Source organism: Nocardia sp. NPDC051321 (genome assembly GCF_044455225.1).
Taxonomy (GTDB): Bacteria; Actinomycetota; Actinomycetes; order Mycobacteriales; family Mycobacteriaceae; genus Nocardia.
In genome coordinates, this window is record NZ_JBITEM010000007.1 from 94,749 (window position 1) to 117,932 (window position 23,184).

The following is a 23,184-nucleotide window of genomic DNA, read 5'->3' on the forward strand; positions in this document are numbered from 1 at the left end:
GCGCGCTCGGGGCCCTGCGTGGTCACGCAGGCTGCCGCCTCCGGGCCCGTCGTTCGCGCCGCCGTCTTTCCAGGCTAACCGCAAGGACCGACAGTTCGGCGGTCTCGACGAAGCGTGTTCGGATCGGGGCCTCACATCACCCTCCTCGCCCGGCTGTCTCCCGGCACCTGCACCTCACCGACCCCACCGCCACCACGGGTGCCCGGCACGGCCTGAATCATCCGCCCGTTGCCGGAGTAGATGCCGACCTGCGCGGGCCCGCGCGGGCCGAACGCGCTGAACACCAGATCCCCCTCCTGAATCTTGCCCATCGGCACCTCGACACCGGCCTCCCACTGCTGTTCGGCGGTGCGCGGCAACGTCACCGAGCCGGACGAGGCGGCGAACACCGCGGCAGAGGTCAGGCCCGGCCCGTCCATGCCGCCGCCACTGGGCCCCTGCGGGCCGCCGCCACCCCAGACGTACGGCTGTCCGAGCCAATCGTGCGCGGCCTCGACGATCTGTTTGCCGCCGCCGCCCTCCTTGGGATCGAACCGGCCGAGTGCCCCCGGCGCGCGGAACTGCGCCTCCATCGCGAGAATGTTCGCCACGTAGGGCTGGGTCTCGGACAGGTGCGCCGCCACCTGATTCGGCATGCCGCCGGACGCGAGCACCGCGCCCTCACCGGCGTTGTAGGCGGCCAGGGTCAACGCGGTCACGTCGCCGCGCACCTTGCCATCGGCCTCCCACTGCACGATCTTGTGCGCGATGGCGCACATGTAGCGGCCCTGCCCCACGATCGCGTCGCCGTCGTCCCACAGGCTGGCGGTGCCGTTGCCGTCGGCGTCGATCACGTAGGGCTGGCCGTCATCCGGGTCCACGCTGACCGCGGTGCTCGGCAGGAACTGCGCCAGGCCCTGCGCGCCCGCCGGCGAGGTGGCGCCGCGGCGGAAGCCGGATTCCTGCTTGCCCTGCGCGGCGAGCAGCGAGGGGGTGATCTGCGGGCAGAGCGAACCCGCACGGCGATACCAGATTTCGAGCTCCGGCGGCACCTTGCCCGCGGCCAGCGCGCCACCCGCGCTGCCGAAGCCACGGCTGCACCTCGGGTCGTTGGAAAAGGCTTGCGCGCCACCGACATCCGGGGTCGGCGCACCGTCGAGCCAAGGCAGCGGATCGATCTGGCGCCCGCCGGTGAACCGGCCGCCGGGGACGATCTCGAAATGCAGGTGCGGGCCGCTGGATTCGCCCGCCGAGCCGACCTGCGCGATGGGCTGGCCCGCGGTCACCGTATCGCCGACGTGCACGTGCACACCGGTGTCCCACATGTGGCCGTAGACGGCGGAGTACGCGCGGCCGTTGGTGTCCACCGAGTCGACGACGACCCAGTTGCCGAAACCCGATGCGGGACCGGCGGCGACGACCCGGCCGTCGGAGACCGAGTAGATGGTGGTGCCGTCGGCGGCGGCGAGGTCGACGCCGAGGTGCGTGCCACCGCGCGCACCGAAGACATCCGACACCGTGAAGGTGCCCGCGGCCAGCGGCATGGTGCGACGGATCGGCCCGGCACCCCCGGCCAGCGACGGCGCACCCGCACTGGTCGGATTCGCCTGCGGCCCCGACGGTGCCGCCCCCGCGGCCGGACTCGCCTGAGTACCGAACGGATACTCGGTGCCCGGCGGAGTCGACGGCGTCGCACGCGGATCACCCGGCGGATAACCACCCAGCGGCGGCAGATTCGACTGGGTACCGAGCAGCAACGCCCCCTCACACGGATCGTCAACCGACGGCAGCACAATCACCACCACCAGCGTCATCAACGCAAGCACCGCCCCCAACGCCCCCCACAGGAGCGCCTTCCCGGTCACCGCTCCCCCGCCGCCCCCGGCCCCCACACCCGACCGAAAGCGCCGTTCAGTCGACCAGACCGACCGAAGGCGCCCGCCAGCCGGACAGGTCGCTGCGACCGAAGGGCACCCTCGGTCCGGTAGACGGGGTGCAGGGCGCCTTGGGTCGGGGTGGGGGTCACTGGCCGCGCCGGGATTCGTTGAGGGTGTCGGCGAGGGTGCGGTTCATTTCGGCGGCGGCGGCCAATTGTTGTTGCAGGAGGGCTACTTTGCGGCGTAGGGCGGAGGCGTCCATTCGCTCCAGGCTGGGGCCCTCGGCCGCGCGCACCCAGTTGCGCACCGAGTTGGTGTGCACGCCGATCTGTTCGGCGACCACCCGGCAGGCCTCCGACTCACTGCTCATCTGCGCGGTGAGCGCGACGACCTGCTGGACGGCGGCCTGGCGCACCTCCGGCGACACCCGGCGGTAGGAGCGGTGCGGCATCATCCGGCACACCTCCCGATGCGGTACATCGATAACCCGCGTCTCGGCTGATCTCTCATGCGGCGCTCCCGCTCGGCGAATCCGTCCCGCGGGCAGTCGATTCGGTGAATTCGCTGAACCGCTGGTTGGTGTCGTGAATGCCGCTCTCCTTCTCGGAGAGCGTGAACTCCATGTGGAATGGAATGCCCGGCCTGCGATCCTCACCGATCTTCAGCAGGAACTTGCCGGTGCCCGGCGGCGAGGGACGCAGCTGGCCCGGCTTGAGCGCCTCACCGGTCAGCGCCTGCGGCGCGGACCAGCCGGTCACCATCTGCTCCTCGGCGGAGGTGAACGGCACGATGCTGTCGAGCCGCTTGACCTCCTCGCCGGGCAATGCGCCGAAGATCTTGGCGCGCGCGCGTTCCAGGAAGCCGAGCGCCTTGGCGATGGCGGCCTCCGAACCGAGCGCCTGCAGGTCCTTGATGGTGTGGCTGATCATGATCAACGAGGTGGCGATGCCGCGCTGCAGGCGCGTGAGCTCGTCGACGCGGTCGACCATGAAGTCGCCGAGGCCGAGCACCTGCCACAGCTCGTCCATCACCACCTGGAAGTAGCGTTGCGGGCCGAGGTCCGCGTCGGACAGCACGTGCGCGGCCTCGACGGAGGCGAACCCGTCCGCCCAACAGGCAAGCATCACAGCGGCTTTGAGCTTCTTGTCGCCGGTCGGGATGTGCGAGACATCGATGCAGACCGCGACCGCACCGGTGTCGATCGGCACCGAGGTCTGCCCGTTGAAGATCGCGCCGAACGGGCCCTGGGTGAGCGCGCGCAGCGAGCGACGCAGGTTCTTGATCGCGGTGTTGTACTCGTCGGCGTCGTCGGCGCCTGCGTCGAGCATCAATTCCTCACCGCCCGCGACGATTACCTCGAGCAGGTTCTCCATGATCGGCGGCTGGTCCGGGGTGTAGCCGCAGTGCTTACCCATCCCGCCGACTCCGTCGGCTGCCGTCCCCTCGGCCGGCTGGTACAGGATGCGCAGCGCGGTGGCGATGAGCGTCTCTTCGTAGTCGCGCACCCTGGCGCCACGGACCAGCTCGACCAGACCCGCGATCAGCGTCACCTGACGCGCCCGCAGGTCTTGCAGCACCTGAATCTGCAGCGCGGGATGGTCATCCAGGCGCGGCACCACCGCGCCGAGCACACCAGCGGCGAGCGGGTTGAGCTTGCCGTGGCCGTAGCCGAGATCGATCACCTGGCCGCCGACCAGCTCCACCATCTTGCGATAGTCCGGCTTGACGTCGGCCAGGATGAGCGGCGTGATGCCCTGGGCGATGCCGCCGAGCACGATCCGGCGCACCAGCGACGACTTACCGAAACCGTTGAGGCCGAGCACGAAAAGGCTCGGCGCGGTGATGAAGCTGCCCCGCATGAACCAGTTCATCGGATCGAAGCAGACCGGCGCTCCGGTGTGCAGATGCGAGCCGAGCGGGGTGCCGATGAGCGGCGCGCCGGCACCGACCGACCACGGCCACAGGCCGGCGACCTGCGCTGTGGTGGCACGGTATTCGACGGGACGGCCGACCACGTTCATCCGGCCGCCGCCCTCCCCCGCGTAGCCGCGATCGGTGAGTTGTGCGGTGCTGCGGTCGAATCCGTCCTCGAAGACCTGTTCGGCGCGCGCGGCGTAGTTGCGGCGGCGGATGTCGTCGGTGCGAATCCGGAACTGCGCGAACGCCGCCCGCAGGCCGGTCTGCTCGCGGACGATCATCTCCAGCTTGGCCCTGGTCGGCTCGTCGAGCAGCGCCGGGCCGGAGTTCTTGCGCCGGTCGGCCTTGGCCTTCGCGCGCAGGGCCGCCTTGTCCATCACCGGCGTGCCCATGGCACGGTCGGCGGTGTAGTCGGTCCTGGTGGGGCGCTGCGGATTACGACCCGATCGCGAACCGTTGCGGTCCTGCACGCCGCGCTCCGGCTTGCCGTTGCGGGCCGTGCGCCCGGCCCGCGAATCCGGCTGCTGCGATCGCGACGGACGCTCGCCGCGCGCAGGCCGCTCACCGTCGCGGGCCCGTGCCGTCCTGGCCGCGTCCCCGCGGGCGCGGTCCGAACTGCGCTCGCCCCGGCCGTTTTCGGCGCGTGACCGCTCGGCACGTGACCCGTCGGCGCGGGCGCTCTCGGACCGCGCCCGTCGCTCGGCCGCCTCCCGCGCGCGGTCCCGCTCCGTCGCCTCGTCCAGTCCCGTACGGTCATCGCCGCTCATTCGCGCCGCGCCCCTGCCGAATCGCCGTGCGCGGTCGGGCATCTCCTCGATACCGGAGCGTTCGCGCACGCGGCGACCGCGCTCGGCCGCCGGGCGCTCGCCCCACTCGTCGCGCTCGGCCTCGTCGCGCCGCCTGCCGCGCCGAGCCGGGGGCTCGTCGCGGTCCCGTACGGGTGGCTCGTTGTCACGTGCCATAAATCATTCACCCCGCCAGTGCCTTCGGAATAGTCGCGTGCTCCGGCAGGATCACCCCGCAACCGAGCGAGGCCGCGAAGGCCGCCGCCTGGTAGCGGTAACACCGCCGAATCTTCAACCGCGCCTGCGTGGACAGGTCGCGGGTGATGGCTTCGATACGCGGCAGGTCGCCGCGCAGGGGCTCGGTGATGGTCACCAACGCCCCGAAGCGGGTCACACCGTGACCCCTGGCCTGCTCCTCACGGGCCTGCTGGGTGGCGCCCACCCGCAGGGTCGCCGCCGCGGAGACCACGCCGCGCTCGCTTTGCTGGGCCACCAGCGCGTTCTTGAAGTCGTCGTCGACGATCTCGGCGGCGTCGGCGGCCGAATGCGGCCGGTACACGATGGCGATGCGCTTGCGTGGCACTTCGGGATTGGGCGCGAGCAGTCGTTGCAGCACCCGCTCGTCCACCGCGCCCTCGGGCGCGGCGTCCATCTCCCAGGTGACCGAGCGGCCACCGTCGTGCACGAAGTGATCCCACTTCTCGTCGTGCGACACCGGGCCCGCGTCAGCCCAATCCAGCCCGTGGCCATCGGGTTCGCTCGACGCGACCTCCAGGTCGGCCTGCGAGGCCGGATCGTAGCTGCGCCGGATGAACGAGATGACCTCGTCCGCCGACATCGGCTGGGCGCGCACGCCCGCCTCGGCCAGCGCCGCGCAGATGCCGGGCAGGCGGCGGCCGATCTCGACCGCCTCCTCGGCGGGGTTCTTGCGCCGCTCGGCGGTGGTGGCCTTGAAGGTGATCGCCACCCGGGGCAGCAACTGCACCCGCTCCTGCGGCAGCTCGGTGGCGAGCTCGTACATCACCTGCTGCGCCAGCTCCGGCGCCTCCGGCCGGGTGATCGTGGAAACCTCGGTGAGCAAACGGTTTCCGGTCTCCGGCACGGTGTCGATGACCGGGACGACCGCGACGATGTCACTGGTCTGGCCCACCGAGGCGAGGAAGGTGCCCCACGCCGATACCCAGCGATCGATCACCGGCTGATCCACCGCCTCGTGGCCCTGCGGCCAAGCCCGCAGCACCACCGTGTACTGGGCGAACTGCGGCAGGTGGATCATGCCGAAGCTGTACCCGCCCGCGTCGATGCCCTCGTAGAGCTTCGACGGCGCGAGCAGCCCCGGCAGGCGGGTGACCCCGCCCGGTATCCGGGAGAACCGGCCACCCCGGTACACGTGCTCGCCGTTCTTGCGCGAGCGCATCCAGTTGAACATCATCAATCCCGTCTCGTAGCCCGATCGGCCGCCCGTCCGCCACACCAGTGGAACCATGATCACGACGCCGGTGACTCCGACGATCAGACCCCATTTGAAGCCGCCGACCATCGCGGTGATCAACGCGGTGATCACCACCACGAAGCCGATCACGGTCTCTTCCCAGCGCAACCCGAAAAGGCCTGCGCTGCGGGGCTTTTGCCACAGCCCGTACGAGCGACGCTCGTAGGTATCGTTCGTCGTCATCGTCATCGCGGAATGGTGCTCCTCCCGAGGTCGGGCGAGCGATTCGCCCAACGGTCACCGGCCACATCACCCATTGCCTGGTCCGCACGGTTCAGGCTGCTCGTCGCGGCGCGGGCCGCGCCGATCCGGCCCGCCGCCCGTGCCGCACCGGACGGTACTCCCGCCGCGCCGCCGGGCCCGGAGGCGCGCGGTGCCGCACCGCCGGCCGGTCCGCCGCCACCGCGCGGCGGGGTCGGTCGTGGTGCGCCGCCGCCGCGTCCGCCCGCGCCACCCGGCGGACGCGGTCCCGCGCCGCTGCCGCCGACGTAGCCCGGCGCGCCCGACGCCGCGGTGCCTTTGACGCCAACTGCCTTGGTGCCCATGGCGCCGAGGCCGGCGACGGCGAGCAGGGTGCCGCCGGTCGCGGTGAGACCGGAACCGCCGCTGCCGACGATCGCGACCGCGGGCGTGACCAACCGCATCAGCGCGGGCAGCACGAACGCCACGCTGCACAGCAGCACGATCGCGACCAACATGCGTTGCGCCTGTTCACCATCCGGCAGGCCGTTGGTACTGGTCAGCGAATCCACATGTCCCGCAGTGGTGAACGCGATCATGTAGACGATCGCGGCCACCGGTTTCCACAGCATGAACGCGATGATCCAGCCGATCAGCTTCTGATAGGACTGTTTTCCGACGTTCATCCCGGACGCGGCCGCCGCCAGCGGCAGCACACCGGCCGCGATGATCAGCAGCCCCTGCCGGACGATGGCGAGCACGATCTGCGCGAGCGCGCCGAGCAGCCCGACAATCGCGATGATCAACACCAGGCCCGGCGAAAACGCCTGCAGCTTACTGGTTTTCACCATCAGCTCGGCCAGGTCCTTGGCGTTGCCGTTGGTCGAGTCGTTGATGATCCACTCGGAGAAGCGATCCGAGGCCTGGGTGCCAGCGACGATCACCGCGCCGAGCATCCAGGAACTGAATACCACTCTGGCGAACATGCGGAACGATTCGGCGGCCTCGTTCATCGTGGCCCCGCGTCTGGCTTCGGCCAAGCGGGCGCCGGACAGGATCACCGAGGCTATCAAGAGCAATATCTGCGCCTGATAGGTGTAATCGTTGATCTTCGTGAACAGCGAACCCGAGTCGCTGGCCGCCTCGTTGGGCACCTTCATCCAGAAGGTCAGCGCCAGGATGATGGCCTCGCCGAGGCCGTTCATCAGCGAGTCGACCACCTTGCCGAAGGTCGAGTCCCAGGCCTTGTCCTTCACCGCGGTGGCCGCCTGACCCGGATGCGAGGCGGCATTGCCCGCCTTGCACGCGGCGGAGGCGGCGTCGCCGAGGGAGATGCCTGGCAGGCCGACATTGTCGAGCGTGTCGTGGATCTCGTTGCACGTCTCGTCGAAGCCGTACTGCTGTCCATAGGCGATGGTCGGCGTCGCCATCATCACCGTGAAGATGACCGCGAAGATCGTGAGTAGTCGCCTCACCATTGTCTGCACCCCTCGCTGCTCCGCAGGTCGGCCATCAAGTTCTCGTCGTGCCTTTCCCATCGTGCTCACCATTTCGTCCACCCGCTCAGCGATTCGACGTACTCGGTTTGTGCGGTATTGGACGTCGATGGCTTGAGTCGCCAGTCCCCGGCATCCCAGACCATGACCAGGCGGATCGCCGCCCATAACTGTTTGCCGTCGACCACCGGCCCGCGCGAGGCGAGCCGGACGATGGTCAGGTCGTCGGCGTAGTCGTCGACCTTGAACGCGTCCGACGCGACGAAGTATTTGGTGACCTTCTCCGGCTGCTGTTCGGGCAGCTTGTTGCCGCCGAGGGCCTTGTCGTAGGCGGCGATCTGCTGGGCCGAGACGCGCACCTGGGTCACGTACAGATCGCGGTCGGCCGGACGGGCGTTGAGCCGGTAGGTGATCTGTGCCGCGGCCAGCACCGCGCCCTGCGGCGTGTGCGAATAGCCAACGGCCAGGCCGTCTTCGATGCGGGCCGGGCCGTCCGAGGTGGAGAACGGCACGGAGGCGCCGTAGACCCGCTGCCAGCCGTGCGGCGCGGTGGTGCCCTCCGGCGCCTGAGTCAGCCAATCCGGGTCGGACGGCTTGCGCTGCCGGGTCGGGTCCTGCGAAAGAGGCTGCCCGGCAGGGTTGTTCGGCACATCGACGCGCCGGCCGAGGATATCGACCTCGGGAGCGGCGAAGCCGGTGCCACCGGGTGATGCGGCGGGCGCGGGCGCGGCGCCCGTCGGGCCGCCGTCGTCGCGGGTGACGTAGATGACGATTCCGATGATCACGATGAGCGCCAGCACAGCTGCGGACGCGACAGCACCGAAGGAGACGCGATCACGCGCGTAAGACCCCTTCTCGGTCACTTCGGTGCCTCCAATTTCACTGAGTCATCAGGTATTACGTCGATCGCGTCGATCGGTCTAGCGGTGGCGCCCGGCTCGGGCAGGCGTAACCGCCAGTCCTGGCCGAACCATTCGACGATGGTGTGGTTCACCGCCTTGGAGTTGTCCGAGTACTCGGTGTGCACGTCGACGGTGCTGCGCTGGTCGGTGTACCCGGTGACCCGGTAGCCGAGCACGCGCGGCGCGTAGTCGGGAGTGGCAGGCCCGGTGATCGACAGCTGGATCCGATTCACCGCCCACTCGTCCTTCGCGGTACCCGGAACCACCTCCCGCGCCGCGACTTTGGCCCACTGACTGTCCGAAGCCACCGCCAACCGCACCGCGTGGGTGATCGCGGCGATCCCGGCACCGCGCGGCGAATGCTCGAAACCCGTTGCGGCACCGTCGGCTTCCGACTTCGGCCCCTGGTCGGTGTGCGGCAGCGGCACGCCTTGGAACGGCTGCCACCGCACGCCGGTCGGCACCGCCGACAGCTCCGGCCCGGATCGGTCGTCGCCACCGCCACAGCCGACCGCCGCGATCAGCAGCACCGCGCCGACCGCGCCCGCAGTCCCCCATCGAGCGCTCATGTCGGCAAGAAAGCCAGCGCGATTCCCGACGCTGTGCTCGCCACTATCGCCCCGAGCAGGCTCATCAGCACCCCGTGCGAGGCGTCGTTCATCGCCAGGTCGCTGCGGAACGAGATCCACAGCTTGCCAGCGGAGACGATCATCCAGGCCAGACACACCAGCAGGACGAACCACAGCAGCCAGTTGAGCAGCTGCATGAGAGGTTCCAGTACCTCGGCGGGCATCTGTTTGTAGGCCAGCAGCTCGGCTGCCGACGCGCGCACGGTAGATATGTCGGACATCAGGTTCCAATAACGGCGTTCATGATGGTGCCGGCGCTGGTCGCGACGACGCCGCCGATCATGGCGCCGGCCACCATCTTCGGCGACTCGAGTCCGCCACCCGTCCACTTCTCCCACGCGAACTTGCCGCCCGCGTAGGTGATTCCGCAGATGCCGGACAGCAGCACGAACCAGGTCAGGTAGCGCACCAGCTGCAGGATCTTCTCCGAGCCTGGCGGCGCCTCGGGCGTCGGGTTACCGACCTGCGCGAGTACGGTGCCGTACGTGTCCTGCACGGCGAGGAGAATCGTGCTCATCGGGTGCCTTTCTCGAAAGTAGTTGAGTCGTCGCCGATTCGATGCATGAGTTCACTGATCGGGTGGCTTTCTGCTGGCCCGGTCCTGCGCCGGATCGTCGAGTTTGGCCTCCTCCAGTGCCGTTCGAGCCGCCGCGACGATGTCGGCGCCGAGCTCCCTGACATCGAGCGGTACCTCTTCCAAGGGGTCGATCTTGCGTTTCTTCGGTGGCAGCGCGTCACCGGGCGCCCACACGGGCAGCTTCTCCGGTTCTACCAGCGTCCATTCCTCATACCACGGGACCTGCCACAGCTGGCCGGCCAGCGAACCGACCACGTCGCGGTAGCGGCGGATCTCGGCGGGCAGCCGACCCGGTCGCGCGGCGACGGTGATCAGCCCGAGCACCTCGCAGGATCCGGCGAAACCCGAATGATGTTGGCGCAGTAAGTCATGCGCGCGGGTGAGGCCCGCGATGGTCTCTCTGGCCACCAGCACGACGAAGGGGGACTCGCGGTCGAAGACGCCGGGCCAGCGGCGGCCCGAATCCGCCGCGGGCGCAAGCACGTGCGCGAGGCTACTGGCTCCGGCACCGCCGTGCACGCCCATGATCCACACCAACGGCGCCCGGCCGACCCCGGGCACCGGACGGTCCCAGATCGCCGCGCGGCGCGACTCCGGCGGGGCGACCACGCCCGCGGGCGCGGATTCGGTGTGACGTCGAAACTTCATAGCGGCCGTCATGATGCCACCCCGGCGAGCAGGCGCCCATAAGCCCGGCGCGTATCGAGGGCCAACGACGCGTGCCGGACCAGTTCGCCCCTGGCCAGGTGCGGGTCGTAGGGAATCTCTCGAATATCGCGGACCCAGCCGGACAGGTGCTCACGCAAATGCTCGGCTACGCCCGACTCGGTGCCCGGATGCTGGTGTGAGACAACGATTGTGGTGTCGCCGACGATGCCGCCGCCCTGCCCCTCGGTCGAGTCGCCGAACTGGTCGTCGAGCCATTCCAGGGTGACCCGCAGCCGGTTCGCGGCATCGGCGCGGGCCGGAATGGCAAGTACCAGAGCAACATCGGCGTCGTCGAGCAGCGGGCGCAGCTGCCGCCCGGCTATCGGGCTGCCGCCGTCGTAGACCGCGGTGAAGCCCGCGTCGTAGACCGCGCGGGCCACCGTGAGATAGGTCGCACGCCTGCGCAGCGGCGCGGAATCGCGCCACAGTAAACCGATTCCGGAGGTCGCGCGCGACAGGCATTCCTTCAGCGGTGCCGGTTCGTCGTCGCCGCGCCCGTACAGCCACGATTGCAGGCTGATCGGGTGCAGGTGCTCGTCCGCGCCGCGCAGCGCGAGGTCGCTGCCCGCCGCGGTCGCGTCGACCGCGACCGTCGGGGTGCCTGCCATGCCGAGCTCGCCCGCGATACCAAGTGCCGTGGTGGTGGTGCCCGCGCCACCACAACCGCCGACCACCAGGATGGGGCGCTGCAACGGTTGTTCCGCACCGGAACCGCCGCCCTTGCCGCGCCGCAATCGCACCACCGGAGCCTTGGAGCGCACGGGCCGGCCCGACGGTTCACCCTGTTCGGGTGCCTCGTCGAGCCAGCGGCTCCAGTCCTCGCCCATCGCTTCCTGCTCTCTCTATCCGGCCGCGATACCCGTGATCAGGGTGCGCCCGTCGATCACCGCGGTGGTGACCGTCTGCTTGTTGTACGTGGCGGGCACGCCGCCGGGGCGGTACTCGGTGACCTCCACCGAGTACCTGTTGTCCGAGAGGGTCACGATCCGCACGCAGTGCGTGGTGCCCGCGGGGATGGTATCGATGCCGCGCTGGATGGTCGGCGCGGGCGAGACCGTGGCCTCCGGCGCGACGACCTGCCGGACCTGTTCGCCGGAGCGCTCGACGTAGTACGCGTACTGGAACGCCAGGATAGCGTCGGGACCCGTTGCGGTGCTGCCCATTTCGGCGCCGCGCACGGTCGTCGCGGTGCGCTCGGTCGGGCAGGCGCCTGCTGGTCGCGGCGTGCTGACCCCGGCCTGCGACTTGCCGCGCAGGCTGTCGGTGCTCACGCCCGCCTGCGCGCTGCCCGCGGTGAACTGCACCGAGGCCGAGGAGGCGGGCAGTCGCGGTGCCGCGGCCCGGCTGTTGGCGGAGTGCAGCAGGAACAGCACGCCCGCGGCCGCCGCGCCGAGCAGCAGCACCGCGATGACCAGTACGACGAACACCCGGACGCGGCGCGAACCACGGGTTCGGGCCTGCACTCGCAAGGCGCTGGACGAGCGCGGTCGCGGCTCGTCCAGCTGGTCGTCGTAGTCATCGTCGTCGGGCCAGGGGAAACGCACCAGGTCGGCGTCGCGCGGGGTGTAGTCGTCGTCGGGGCCCGGTGCCCGGCCTACCCAGTCCGACCAGCCGCCGGTGAATTCGCTGCGCTGCGCCGACAGGTCCGCGGGGACCTCGGGCTGCGGCTCGTCGCGAATGTAGTGCGGGTACCGGGCCGGGCCGTCGTCGTCCAGATGTACAGAATTCGCCGCGGGCGGCACCGGTGCCGTTTCCGGCTCCAGGGCGGCATACCAACGAGACAGTTCTTTGTACGACTTCAACATTCCCCCATTCCCGCTGCGCGAGGCACATGGCTCATCGTCGGACCCTCTCGGCGATCAGTTCGTGGAGAACGGGTAGGTGTTGGGTGTGCCGGGTCGATCGGTGGGCGGAATCGACGTCGCGCCGCCGGATGAGGCGCCTTCGGCTCCTGTCCCGAACGGAAATTGTCCCGTACCGGACACATTCGGCGTAGTCGACGCGCCGGATTGCTCGCCGAAGAATCCCGTCGGCGGCTTGTCCGCGCCGCCGAGCGGCCTGCCGTTCGCGCCGAATTTACCGGCGATGTCGTTGGCTATCGCGGCGAACCAGTCGGCGACGAATGTTGTCGGCGCGTCGCCGTTCGCGGCGACCGTCGCGGTGCTGTACGCGCCGTGTCGCTGGACGGTGTCCCAGTACCGCACCCAGGTGGCGGTGTTCAGCAGTTCGCTGTTGTCGGTGATGTTTTGTACGACCGCGTCGAACGCCTGGGTGACCAAGCGGGCGCCGGTGGTCGGCGGGACGAACTGGGCGACCGCGCCGGCCAATTTCGTGCCGAGCGACAGCAGCGCGGCGGGCGGATTCGCCAACCCCGCGGTGGCCAGTTCGGCGATGGTCGACGGGTTGATGACCGTCTTGACGACGCTGACGACCGCGTTCAGGCCGATCATGCCGACCTTCAGGAGCGCCTGCAGCGCACCGGGGAGGTCGAGTGGGGTGCGCGGGTCGGCGGCGTCGGCGAGCCGCTGGGAGATCGACTTCTTGGGCGAGATGGCCAGCGTCGCGAGCGAGTTGCCCTGCACGTCTTCGTTGGCGACCTTGGTCGCGGTCTTGATCGACGTGTAGGCCAGCGCCTGGGCGATGGAGGTGAGCGAGGCGATCGGGTCGCCGCCGCTCAAAGTGGATTGGCCGACGACATTGGTGACGGCCTTCAGGATCGGTGCGCCCTGCGGTGCGTCGCAGGCGAGGTCGCCCGCCGCGCAGAAACTGGCCACGCGGCCGGTGAGGGCGCCGAAGTTGGCGGCGATGTCGCGGTCCGGGCCGATGCCGCCGCCGGTGGCGGGCGCTTGCGGCAGCGCGGCGATGGCAGCGAGATCATCGCCCGTGGTGCCGGGGGCCGGATCCGGCGAGGCCTTGCCCGGCGAGCCAGGGAACAGCGGCGCGCCCGGGTTGCGGGTCGGGTCGGCGAACAGCGCGACCGCCGCGACCTTGTCGGCCGGGAGCACGCCTTTGCCCTGCCCGATCTCCTGCGCGAACATCGAGGCGACGTGTGCGCCTTGCGAATAGCCGACCACCGCGAACCTGGTGTCGGCGCAGCGATCGGCGACCGCCTTGGCCATCGTGCGCAGCCTGGCCAGCCCGCCCGTCACCGATTGGGAGTAGGGCGCCGCGCCTCCCGGCGTCGCGCCGCCGAAGCCGGATTCGTAAGGCACATAGGCTCGATCGACCAGTCCGGGAGCGGTGGCCTTGGCCAGCATCGGGCGAAAGACCGTGGACAGCATGCCGGTGTCGGTAGACGGTGCGGCATCCGGTGACGATTCGCCGGTGCCCTGAATTCCCAAGGCGTACAATGCCGGACACGCACTGAGCGCGATATTGGTCGAGGGGCCTGCGGGATTCGGCGGACCGGCCACGGCGGTACCCGCCGTAGCCACGGTCACGGTGAGTGCTGTCAGCACCCCCGCAACGCTTGCCGCATACTTTGTCATAGCGATCCGCAATCAATCCGTGTTGCCGCAGTTACCCTAAACGCCATGAAACGCAATAGACCGTAACAGATTCCGACTATTGCTGGGGCATCGCCGAAAACTTTCCATGAACTGCCGAAACGGGTTTCACACATTCCCGCGTGCCGGGCAACATCGCCCGGCAACTTTCCGATGGTCCGAAAACGAGAGCAACCGCCTGGCGACCCGCCGGTCACCCGAATTCCCTACCGGGACTCCATCTTCCGTTCGCCCGAAGGCTTCGGCATTCGTGCAGATATCGCGGGCTTCGCGGATGGTTCGCCGAGAGGTTGCCGAGCACAGAACAATTGACACGTCAAGGGGAGATGACCACCCCGGACTATTTCAAGCGGCCTCGCACATTCGTGACTCGCAAGCGCTCCAAGCGGCCTCGCGCATTCGCGCGCTACGCGGCGGAGGTGACGCGGTAGACGTCGTAGACGCCTTCCACATTCCGCACCACATTCAGCAGATGCCCCAGATGCTTCGGGTCGCCCATTTCGAAGGTGAACTTGCTGATAGCGACCCGGTCGCCGTGCGTGGTGACCGAGGCGGACAGGATGTTCACCTTCTCGTCGGCCAGCACCTTCGTCACATCGGAGAGCAGGCGGGTGCGATCGAGCGCCTCGATCTGGATGGCGACCAGGAACACCGAGGACGGTGACGGCGCCCAGGACACCTCGATGATGCGTTCGGCTTGATCGCGCAGCGATCCCGCGTTGGTGCAGTCGGTGCGGTGCACGCTCACCGCGCCGCCGCGGGTCACGAAGCCCATGATCTCGTCACCGGGCACCGGGGTGCAGCACTTGGCCAGCTTGGCGACGGTGCCGGACGCGCCGGGGATAAGCACGCCCGCGTCGCCGGTGGTCCGCTGCCGGTTCGGCGTGGTGGACGGGGTGGACCGCTCGGCGAGCTCGTTCTCCACGTCGCCGATGCCGCCGAGCTGCGCCATCAGGCGCTGCACCACGTGATGCGCGGAGACCTGATGCTCGCCGACCGCGGTGTAGAGGGTGGAGATGTCGGTGTAGTGCAGTTCGTGCGCGACGGCGGTCATCGCGTCGACGCTCATCAACCGCTGCAGTGGCAGGCCGACGCGGCGGACCTCCTTGGAGATCTGCTCCTTGCCGTTCTCGAGGGCCTCCTCGCGGCGCTCCTTGGCGAACCACTGCCGGATCTTGGCCTTGGCGCGCGGCGAGACGACGAAGTTCTGCCAGTCGCGGCTCGGCCCGGCGTTCTGCGCCTTCGAGGTGAACACCTCGACGACCTCACCGTTTTCCAGCTGCCGTTCCAGCGCGACCAGACGACCGTTCACCCTGGCGCCGATGCACTTGTGCCCGACCTCGGTGTGCACGGCGTACGCGAAGTCGACCGGGGTCGACTTCTGCGGCAACGTGATCACGTCGCCCTTCGGGGTGAACACGAAGATCTCCGGCGACTTCAGGTCGAAGCGCAGCGACTCCAGGAACTCGGCCGGGTCGGCCGCCTCCCGCTGCCAGTCGAGCAGCTGGCGCATCCACGCCATGTCGTCGACCTCGGTGGAGTCGTTCGAGTGCTTGCCGCGGGTTTCCTTGTAGCGCCAGTGCGCGGCGATGCCGAACTCGGCGGTGCGGTGCATGTCCTGGGTGCGGATCTGCACCTCGAGTGGCTTGCCGTCCGGGCCGACGACGGTGGTGTGCAGCGACTGGTAGACGCCGTAGCGCGGCTGGGCGATGTAGTCCTTGAATCGGCCCGCCATCGGCTGCCACAGCGAGTGCACCACGCCGACGGCCGCGTAGCAGTCGCGCACCTCGTCGCACAGGATGCGGATACCGACCAGGTCGTGGATGTCGTCGAAGTCCTTACCCTTGACGATCATCTTCTGGTAAATCGACCAGTAGTGCTTCGGCCGACCCTCGACGATCGCGTTGATCCGCGATGCCGCAAGGGTATTCACGATTTCGGCGCGCACCTTCGCCAGGTACGTGTCGCGCGATGGCGCCCGGTCGGCGACCAGGCGCACGATCTCGTCGTACTTCTTCGGGTGCAGTATCGCGAACGCGAGGTCCTCTAGCTCCCACTTGACCGTCGCCATACCGAGCCGATGGGCAAGGGGCGCAATGACTTCGAGGGTTTCCTTGGCTTTCTTCGCCTGCTTCTCCGGCGGCAGGAAGCGCATGGTGCGCATGTTGTGCAGCCGGTCGGCGACCTTGATCACCAGCACGCGCGGGTCGCGGGCCATCGCGATGATCATCTTGCGGATGGTCTCGGCCTCGGCGGCCGCGCCGAGGTTCACCTTGTCCAGCTTGGTGACGCCGTCGACCAGGTGCGCGACCTCGGGGCCGAAGTCGAGGGTGAGCTGCTCGAGCGAGTAGCCGGTGTCCTCGACGGTGTCGTGCAGCAACGCGGCGACCAGGGTGGTGGTGTCCATGCCGAGCTCGGCCAGGATATTGGCGACCGCGAGGGGGTGGGTGATGTACGGGTCGCCGGACTTGCGGAACTGGTGCTTGTGCCGTTCGTCGGCCACATCGAACGCGCGCTGCAGCAGCGTCAGGTTCGCCTTCGGGTACAGCTCACGGTGCACGCTGGCCAGCGGCTCGAGTACCGGCTTGACCGCGGCGATGCCGCGCTGACCGGTCATCCGGCGGGCGAGGCGGGCGCGCACTCGGCGCGACGCGGAGGTAGGTACGGCCGCGGAGGTGCCCGGCTGACGCGGCGGCGTGGCAGCACTGGCCTGCGTGCTCGGCGGCTGCTCTGCCCCGTTGGCGGCGCCATTCGGCTGCGGGGCGTCCGCCGATTGCCCGACGTTCGCCTCGCCCACGTGCTGAGTCATGCCACCACCTCTCAGTGCCCGCTTGCGGCGCTCACGGTCCCTCCGTGGGTACGCCGACTGCCGCCTCCGGGCCTGACGTTCGCGCCGCGTGCCTCGATCGAACCACCCTATCCGACCGCCGCAACCGCCCAGACCACCAACTTTAGTCCCGGCCGCGCGCTAACGTCCGGCGCGTGGTTGCCGCGGGCGCGATGCGGGTTCTGCTTCCGGGATGGCGCTGGGTTCGCTGGCCTTGGCGAGGCGTACCGGAAAGGGTGACATATCAGGCGTCGCGGCGGTGTCGTTGCGACCGAACCGCCGCGGTACCGCTAGCGGATGGTGGACGGGCCGGCCGGCTCCCGGTTGAGCATGGACTGGCCGTCGAAGTCCGGGCTGGCCGGGACGTGCAGGAGGTCGACGACGGTGGGGGTGATGTCGACCAGGGTGTAGCGGGAGGTGGTATCGCCCGCGGTGAAGTCGGGTCCGCGGGCGATGACGAAATTGGTTGTCTCGTCCGGGGATTGGCCGCCGTGGCCGCCCTTGGGCCGGTGGCCGTGATCGGCGGTGACCAGGATGGTCCAGCGTTCGGCGGGGTTGGCCTTGGCGCGGGTGTCGACGGCGGCGGCGATGCGGCCGACCTGTTCGTCGATGCGCCGGACGGCGTCGAGGTACTCCTTCGACGCGGCGCCGTCGCTGTGACCCGCGTGATCGACCTGGTCGAGGTGGGTGAAGAGGAAGTCGGGGGCGAACCTGGTGATCGCGGTGACCACGTCGGTGGCGGTGGCGGCGTCGGTCTTGGATTCGTCGGGGTCGTCGGGCACCGGCGCGGTGGAGACGACCACGTCGGCGCGCGGATTGCCGCTGCCCGTCATGGTGGCGATCTGATCCCAGGTGGCGATCGAGTGGGTTTTGAGGGCCGGGTCGGCGCGTTCGAGCTGGGTGAAGACGGTCGGGTACTTCGCGAACGGTGCCGCGGTGAAATTGTTGTCCTTGATGCCGTGCTTGCGATCCCACACGCCGGTCAGCACGGTGGCCCAGGACGGGCCGGAGATGGTGATGTGCGGCGCGATCGAGGAGCGGCTGAGCATGCCTTCGGCGCTGAGCCGCAACAGGTTCGGTGCCCGCACCTGCACGACCTTGTCGAACATCAGTCCGTCCAGGCCGATCAGGACCACCTTGTCCACCCGTGTGTCCGCGTGCGCCCCACCCGCGGCAACCGTCATGGGAAGAGCGGAAACAGCCAGCACGACAAGCGCTTTCGACCAAAACCGGCTCATGCTCGCACCCCCAAGCTCACGCCCGGCCGCCTGGCAACGCCCTCATCGCGCTGCCCGCCGCCGGGACGATGATCCGCTCGCTTGTCGCGCTCGTTCATAGTCCGAACCATGCGGGGCGAGCCGACCCGATGGATAGCCTCCCGCAGCACTGTTCATTGACGTTTCATCGGTCTCGCCATCGCGCGTTGCCTCGCTGAACACCGACTGAACCCTCAATAGCCAAGAGCTATGTCAGCAGCTCACGGGCGGGTGGCTGGCGGATGAACGTCAGATTGCGGTTGACAGCGCGCCGACGATGTGGCTGGCTGACGCCATGCCTGCCGATTCCGCGCAGCGGGGTATCCGGATCGCGGCCGTCGCCGATACCCACCTGCGGCCCGCCGTGGCCGGCCGCTTTCGCCCCGACTTCCTACGGCTGGCCGAGCACGCCGACGTGCTACTGCTGGCGGGCGATCTGACCGAAGGCGGCAGGCTCGCCGAAGCCGACCTGCTCTGCGCCGAAATCGCCGACCTCCCAGTGCCGGTCGTCGCCGTACTCGGCAACCACGACCACGACCACCGGCTCGGCTTCCGAATCTCCGCCCAGCTCACCGACATCGGCGTGCGCATGCTCGAAGGAACCGCGATCACGCTGGAACTGAACGGCATTCGAGTCGGCATCGCAGGCGTGATGGGCGGCAGCGGCGGCTTCCCCGACCATCCGGGCACCCCCGACGAGGGCACCGAAGAACACCGGGCCCGCATGCGCCGCGGCCCACTCGACGGCCTGCTGCTGCGTCAGGCCCTCGACACCCTGGACACCGAGATCCGCATCGCCCTGATGCACTTTTCCCCCGTCATCGACACCCTCGTCGGCGAGCCACCCAAGATCTACCCCGGCCTGGGCTGCCACGCCCTTGGCGAAGCCGTCGACGCGGGCCGGGCCACCCTCGCCCTGCACGGCCACGCGCACAGTGGCACCGAAATCGGTTGCACCACAGGTGGAGTTCCGGTGCGCAACGTCTCGTTTCCGGTGATCGGCCGCGCGTACGCGGTGTACGAGGTCGCGCAGGCGCTCACGCCCGAGCGCTGATCGATCGTGACGCGGATGCGCAGCTGACACTGGTACCCCGAACACTGGCGCTGATCACGCCCGCCGCAGCGGTCGGTAGGTTCCTCCCATGACCGTCGCCCGCTCACTACTGCTGTTCGCCATGGCCGCCCTCGCCGAGATCGGCGGTGCGTGGCTGGTGTGGCAGGGGTGGCGGGAGCATCGGGGGATTCTGTGGATCGCGGCGGGCATCGTCGCACTCGGTGCCTACGGATTCGTTGCGACGTTCCAGCCGGACCCGAATTTCGGGCGCATCCTCGCCGCCTACGGTGGCGTTTTCGTCGCGGGCTCGCTCGCCTGGGGGATGCTCGTCGACAAGTTCCACCCCGACCGGTGGGACTACCTCGGTGCGGGTCTCTGCCTTGTCGGCGTCGCCATCATCATGTACGCGCCGCGACGCTGAATCGGCGACTGGCCGCTTAGCGCGATCCCGATACCAGGGCCGACCCGATCGCGGGCCGGGGCCGGGGCCGGGGCCGGGGCCGGGGCCGGGGCCGGGGCCGGGGCCGGGGCGGATCTTTGTCGGGTGCGGGTGCGGGTGATTGCGACACGCACGCTGAATGTTTCGGTCGAGTAGACCGGTGTGGGACGGGCGGCGTGCTCGATGCCGCTGTCCTGCTCCGAGTTTCGAGGCCGAGCCCGGGACATTCGATGCTTATTTATTCGTAGTCCGGAAATTGGGATGGCCGAGGAGGTTTCCGGCGTTACCTTCATCGCGACCAGTCATCGAAACAATCTCACGAGGAGCCTCCGTGGCACAGGACAGCCAGCCCATCACCGACACCCAGCACAACGCGGCGGCAGCCTTTCGGGCGCTGCACGAGCAAGGCCTCTTCGTGCTGCCGAACGCTTGGGACGCGGCCAGCGCCGCGGTGATCGCGGCGGCAGGGGCACCGGCGGTCGCGACAACCAGTGCCGCGGTCTCCTGGTCGCTCGGCACCGGTGACGGTCAGCAGCTCACCAGGGACGACACGATCGGCGTCATCCGCAGGATCGCCGCCGTCGTCGATGTGCCGGTGACGGCCGACATCGAGGGCGGCTACGGACCCGCACCGGAGGATGTCGCGGCCACCGTCCTCGCCGCCGTGGCAGCCGGTGCCGTCGGTGTGAACCTGGAGGACTCGACGGCACCCGGCGGCCCGCTCTTCGACACCACCGCCCAGTCCGACCGCCTGCGCGCGGCACGCGACGCCGCACAGCAAGCCGGCCTGCCAGAACTGGTGATCAATGCCCGAACCGACGTGTACCTGTTCGGCATCGGCGCGCCCGAAAACCGCTTCGACGAGGTCCTCACCAGGGCCGCCGCCTACGCCGCGGCGGGCGCCGACAGCCTCTTCGTCCCGGGACTCCTCGACCTGCCAACCCTGACCGACCTGGTCGCCAAGTCCCCGCTGCCGATCAACGTCATGGTCGGCGCCGGAGCACCCTCCGTCGCAGAACTCGCGGCGACCGGCATACGCCGAGTCAGCGTCGGCTCGGCAGTAGCCCAAGCCGCTTACAAACTGGCCGAAACGGCGACCATCGAACTCCTCGAGCACGGCACCTACACAACCCTCGAAAATGCCATCGACTTCGGCGCTATCCAATCCCTGCTGAGTCGCTAACCCCGTCGAGCGGCGCAACACTTTCCCGTTAGTCGTCAGCGCTGAACGCCCAGACCGCGGCGGGTCGGCCCGTCGCCTTTACCCGGCGACGTTCGGTGGTGCGGGCTAGGCCGGGGACGGTGGCCAGGGTGCGGTTGAGGTTGGCGGGGTCGGGGCGGGTGCCGGAGAGGGCGGTGGTGGCCGTTACGGCCTTGGTGGCGGGGAATTCGTTGCCGAGTAAGGCCCGGGTGAAGGAAAGGTCTTTCCACAAGAGGTCGGCGAGGAGGGTGCGGGACGCGTCGAGAATGCGGTTGTGGTCGAAGGCCAGGGCGGGCATCTCTTCGAAACTGATCCATTGGGCGGGGCCCTCGTGCGGTCCGACTACCGCCCACATCGCGATCGACAACGTGGGACCGCGCGGGTCGCGGTTCGGTTCATCGAAGGTCACGAGCTGACCGACCGCACCAATCGCAGCCTCGGGGACACCAAGTTTCGTGTGCACCGCCCGCCGAGCGGCTCCGACCAGCCGCTCGCCACGCCCGAGCAAAACACCGGGCAGAGCCAACTCCCCGGTGAACGGCGCCATCACACGCGGCGCGATCCCCACACTCACCCCAGCGTCGTCGCCCCAAAAACGCAACGCCACCACATCAACCGACACCACAGACTGCTCCACGCCTCCCAATCCTGCCGCACCCAACCCCCCAACCCCCCGACCGGCACCCGCCACGCCGCACCCCGATACCGAATCCACATTCAGTGGCACCTGAGGGCGGCAAACGTCGTAAGACCCCGCCGTGGTGTGCCACTGAATGCCGATTCACCAGTGCTTGTCCGGTGCCGGAACACCCAGTTTGTGGGTGGTCGAGGTGGTCAGCGGCGGTTTTGGTCATCGATGCGACCCCGCGAAGGCGGCCTCGTTGGTATCAGCCAAGATCCGCACTGCCTTTCGGGATCCGCTGCTGCGCCCTGGAGTCGGTGCGGATCCCGAGAAACAGTGCGGTTCCGGGCAACGGGGCTCATGCGGCGGCGGACGTTGCCGCGGTGGGGGTGCGGTGGGTTCGGGTGGGGCCGTTCGAGGTCAGTACTACTGGGGTGTCGAGTGTTTGCGTCAGCCAGGGCACCACGTCGGCTGGCATTTCAGTGAGCACCGGGTGGGCGGTGGACAGCAGGTCCGTGAGGTGCTGTTGGTAAGCGAGATCCTGCCAAGCGCCCGGCTCCAGGTTGTCGATCACGCCGTTGTCGGTGGCGTATCCCGTTGCCGCGTACCGAGTTCCCGGGGTGTCCAGGTGGGTGAGGGCGAGGCCGTCGATGCCGCCGGAGACCGCGATGGCGTAGCGCAGCAGGATCGGGTCGAGGTGGCCCAGGCGGAATTCGCCTTGGTAGCGGCCGGTGGCGTTATGGGGTTCCGGGAAGTCGAGGGCGCGGTCCTCGGTGGGGAGCGGGCCTGCGCCGTGGCGGGTCATGTAGGTGCGGGTGACGCCGAGAACGTAACCGGCGGCGCCGATTTCGGACAGCATGGTGCGCGCGTTCCGTGGTTCCACGGTGGACCAGGTGGTGTGCGGATGGAAGCCGCGCCACTCGTCGAGGAGGACACCTTGGGCACCTTCGAAGATCAGGCGGCCGCGCCGGGCGAACCTGGCGAACTGGTCGCCGCCGACGATGCGGACGGCGGCGGCGAATTCCCGATACATCTCGACCAGGGTGTCGATCGGCTCGTACCGGTGTCCGCTGGGGGCGATCAGCGCGCCGTAGTGCGCGGCTAGCACCTGAAGTTTGTCGCGAAGAACTTTGGGGCGCAGGCAATCCGATACTGTCGGCGCGTCGTGCGTCAACGCGTACGAGGCGGTTTCGCCGATCCCCCGTCCGCACGAACCGTGCCGCGAGGAACCCCTCGCGTCCTCGCGGGCACGGTTGGCGGCGATGTGGATCGGCGTGGTGAGCAATGCCCGGCCGTCGATGTGCAACAGTGCCAACGGATCCGGTACACCAAGAGCAGCCAACTGCCGCGCCTCCCCGGCAAGCGCGATCGGCTCGACCAGCACATGCTGCGACAGCAGCGTCGGCACACCCGAGAACGTGCCCGATCCGAACTGCGCGAACGTGTGATGCCGACCGTCTGCGATCACGTTGTGCGCGGCCTGCGCTCCCCCGTTGAACCGCACCACGGCCGAAACCTCGAGCCCCGCCGCCACAGAGCACAGCCAATCGACCGTCGCCCCCTTCCCGGCATCGCCGAAGCCGAGGTCGACCACCACAATGTGCGAGCGAAACATGCTGCACTCCTTCCTATCTAGCCTGATGTCACCAGCCCCGGCCGGTAATCGCCGCACGGACCACGGCGATCCGGTAACTGCTGCGGCTACCCGATAGCGCACCTCCCCGACCATCACCTATC

20 protein-coding genes are annotated in these 23,184 nt (G+C 69.0%); 3 read left to right on the forward strand and 17 right to left on the reverse strand.

The genetic code is table 11. From position 1 onward, the window contains the following. Window positions 1-131: 131 nt before the first annotated feature. The 15 genes from ACIA8C_RS17910 to ACIA8C_RS17980 all read right to left on the reverse strand — a co-directional run bounded on the left by ACIA8C_RS17910 (window position 132) and on the right by ACIA8C_RS17980 (window position 18,059). Window positions 132-1,844 carry a peptidoglycan DD-metalloendopeptidase family protein gene (locus ACIA8C_RS17910; protein WP_397135881.1) on the reverse strand — a complete coding sequence of 571 codons (1,713 nt, stop codon included), beginning with the start codon at window positions 1,842-1,844 and terminating at the stop codon, window positions 132-134. 157 nt (window positions 1,845-2,001) lie between these two features. Next, window positions 2,002-2,310, reverse strand: a complete 309-nt coding sequence (locus tag ACIA8C_RS17915) for a transposase (RefSeq protein ID WP_150406119.1) — start codon at window positions 2,308-2,310, stop codon at window positions 2,002-2,004. Window positions 2,311-2,362: 52 nt separating this feature from the next. Then, on the reverse strand, window positions 2,363-4,735 hold the full coding sequence (locus ACIA8C_RS17920) for a hypothetical protein (protein ID WP_397135883.1): 2,373 nt from the start codon (window positions 4,733-4,735) through the stop codon (window positions 2,363-2,365). A gap of 7 nt (window positions 4,736-4,742) precedes the next feature. Then, window positions 4,743-6,233, reverse strand: a complete 1,491-nt coding sequence (locus ACIA8C_RS17925; protein ID WP_357379408.1) for an SCO6880 family protein — start codon at window positions 6,231-6,233, stop codon at window positions 4,743-4,745. Window positions 6,234-6,235: 2 nt separating this feature from the next. Continuing rightward, on the reverse strand, window positions 6,236-7,708 hold the full coding sequence (locus ACIA8C_RS17930) for a hypothetical protein (RefSeq protein ID WP_397135885.1): 1,473 nt from the start codon (window positions 7,706-7,708) through the stop codon (window positions 6,236-6,238). Window positions 7,709-7,773: 65 nt separating this feature from the next. Then, the gene (locus tag ACIA8C_RS17935; RefSeq protein WP_397135886.1) at window positions 7,774-8,589 is read right to left on the reverse strand and encodes a hypothetical protein; all 816 of its coding nucleotides are present in this window, start codon (window positions 8,587-8,589) and stop codon (window positions 7,774-7,776) included. After that, a complete protein-coding gene (locus ACIA8C_RS17940; RefSeq protein ID WP_397135888.1) occupies window positions 8,586-9,197 on the reverse strand; it encodes a hypothetical protein in 612 nt (203 codons plus the stop codon). Before ACIA8C_RS17940 ends, ACIA8C_RS17935 begins: the two co-directional genes overlap by 4 nt. Beyond that, window positions 9,194-9,478, reverse strand: coding sequence for a hypothetical protein (locus ACIA8C_RS17945; protein ID WP_396991085.1), 285 nt, complete (start codon window positions 9,476-9,478; stop codon window positions 9,194-9,196). The genes ACIA8C_RS17940 and ACIA8C_RS17945 overlap by 4 nt, the downstream gene beginning before the upstream one ends. After that, entirely contained in the window at window positions 9,478-9,774 is a 297-nt protein-coding gene (locus tag ACIA8C_RS17950; protein ID WP_014351788.1) for a hypothetical protein, read from the reverse strand. The genes ACIA8C_RS17945 and ACIA8C_RS17950 overlap by 1 nt, the downstream gene beginning before the upstream one ends. A gap of 51 nt (window positions 9,775-9,825) precedes the next feature. Then, window positions 9,826-10,494 (reverse strand): hypothetical protein, encoded by a 669-nt coding sequence (locus tag ACIA8C_RS17955; protein ID WP_397135890.1) that lies wholly within the window; start codon window positions 10,492-10,494, stop codon window positions 9,826-9,828. Further along, window positions 10,491-11,369: a MinD/ParA family protein gene (locus tag ACIA8C_RS17960; RefSeq protein ID WP_397135892.1), complete on the reverse strand. Its 879-nt coding sequence runs from the start codon at window positions 11,367-11,369 to the stop codon at window positions 10,491-10,493. The genes ACIA8C_RS17955 and ACIA8C_RS17960 overlap by 4 nt, the downstream gene beginning before the upstream one ends. Before the next feature lie 15 nt (window positions 11,370-11,384). Beyond that, a complete protein-coding gene (locus tag ACIA8C_RS17965) occupies window positions 11,385-12,347 on the reverse strand; it encodes a hypothetical protein (protein ID WP_397135894.1) in 963 nt (320 codons plus the stop codon). Between the two features lie 54 nt (window positions 12,348-12,401). Continuing rightward, complete coding sequence (locus tag ACIA8C_RS17970) at window positions 12,402-14,030, reverse strand: cutinase family protein (RefSeq protein WP_397135896.1); 1,629 nt, start codon at window positions 14,028-14,030, stop codon at window positions 12,402-12,404. A gap of 424 nt (window positions 14,031-14,454) precedes the next feature. Further along, window positions 14,455-16,857 (reverse strand): RelA/SpoT family protein, encoded by a 2,403-nt coding sequence (locus ACIA8C_RS17975; protein ID WP_397135898.1) that lies wholly within the window; start codon window positions 16,855-16,857, stop codon window positions 14,455-14,457. 308 nt (window positions 16,858-17,165) lie between these two features. Further along, window positions 17,166-18,059, reverse strand: a complete 894-nt coding sequence (locus ACIA8C_RS17980) for an alkaline phosphatase family protein (protein ID WP_397135900.1) — start codon at window positions 18,057-18,059, stop codon at window positions 17,166-17,168. Window positions 18,060-18,426: 367 nt separating this feature from the next. On the opposite strand from ACIA8C_RS17980, the gene ACIA8C_RS17985 reads away from it, so the two are divergent. The 3 genes from ACIA8C_RS17985 to ACIA8C_RS17995 all read left to right on the forward strand — a co-directional run bounded on the left by ACIA8C_RS17985 (window position 18,427) and on the right by ACIA8C_RS17995 (window position 20,807). Continuing rightward, window positions 18,427-19,185: a metallophosphoesterase gene (locus tag ACIA8C_RS17985; RefSeq protein WP_397135902.1), complete on the forward strand. Its 759-nt coding sequence runs from the start codon at window positions 18,427-18,429 to the stop codon at window positions 19,183-19,185. A gap of 88 nt (window positions 19,186-19,273) precedes the next feature. Next, on the forward strand, window positions 19,274-19,606 hold the full coding sequence (locus ACIA8C_RS17990; protein WP_397135904.1) for a YnfA family protein: 333 nt from the start codon (window positions 19,274-19,276) through the stop codon (window positions 19,604-19,606). Between the two features lie 349 nt (window positions 19,607-19,955). Continuing rightward, window positions 19,956-20,807, forward strand: coding sequence for an isocitrate lyase/phosphoenolpyruvate mutase family protein (locus tag ACIA8C_RS17995; protein ID WP_397135906.1), 852 nt, complete (start codon window positions 19,956-19,958; stop codon window positions 20,805-20,807). 28 nt (window positions 20,808-20,835) lie between these two features. On the opposite strand, the gene ACIA8C_RS18000 is transcribed toward ACIA8C_RS17995, so the two are convergent. Together ACIA8C_RS18000 and ACIA8C_RS18005 are read right to left on the reverse strand one after the other, a co-directional pair. Continuing rightward, complete coding sequence (locus ACIA8C_RS18000; RefSeq protein WP_397135908.1) at window positions 20,836-21,462, reverse strand: NUDIX hydrolase; 627 nt, start codon at window positions 21,460-21,462, stop codon at window positions 20,836-20,838. 343 nt (window positions 21,463-21,805) lie between these two features. Continuing rightward, window positions 21,806-23,062, reverse strand: a complete 1,257-nt coding sequence (locus ACIA8C_RS18005) for an adenylosuccinate synthetase (protein WP_397135910.1) — start codon at window positions 23,060-23,062, stop codon at window positions 21,806-21,808. Window positions 23,063-23,184: the final 122 nt, after the last annotated feature.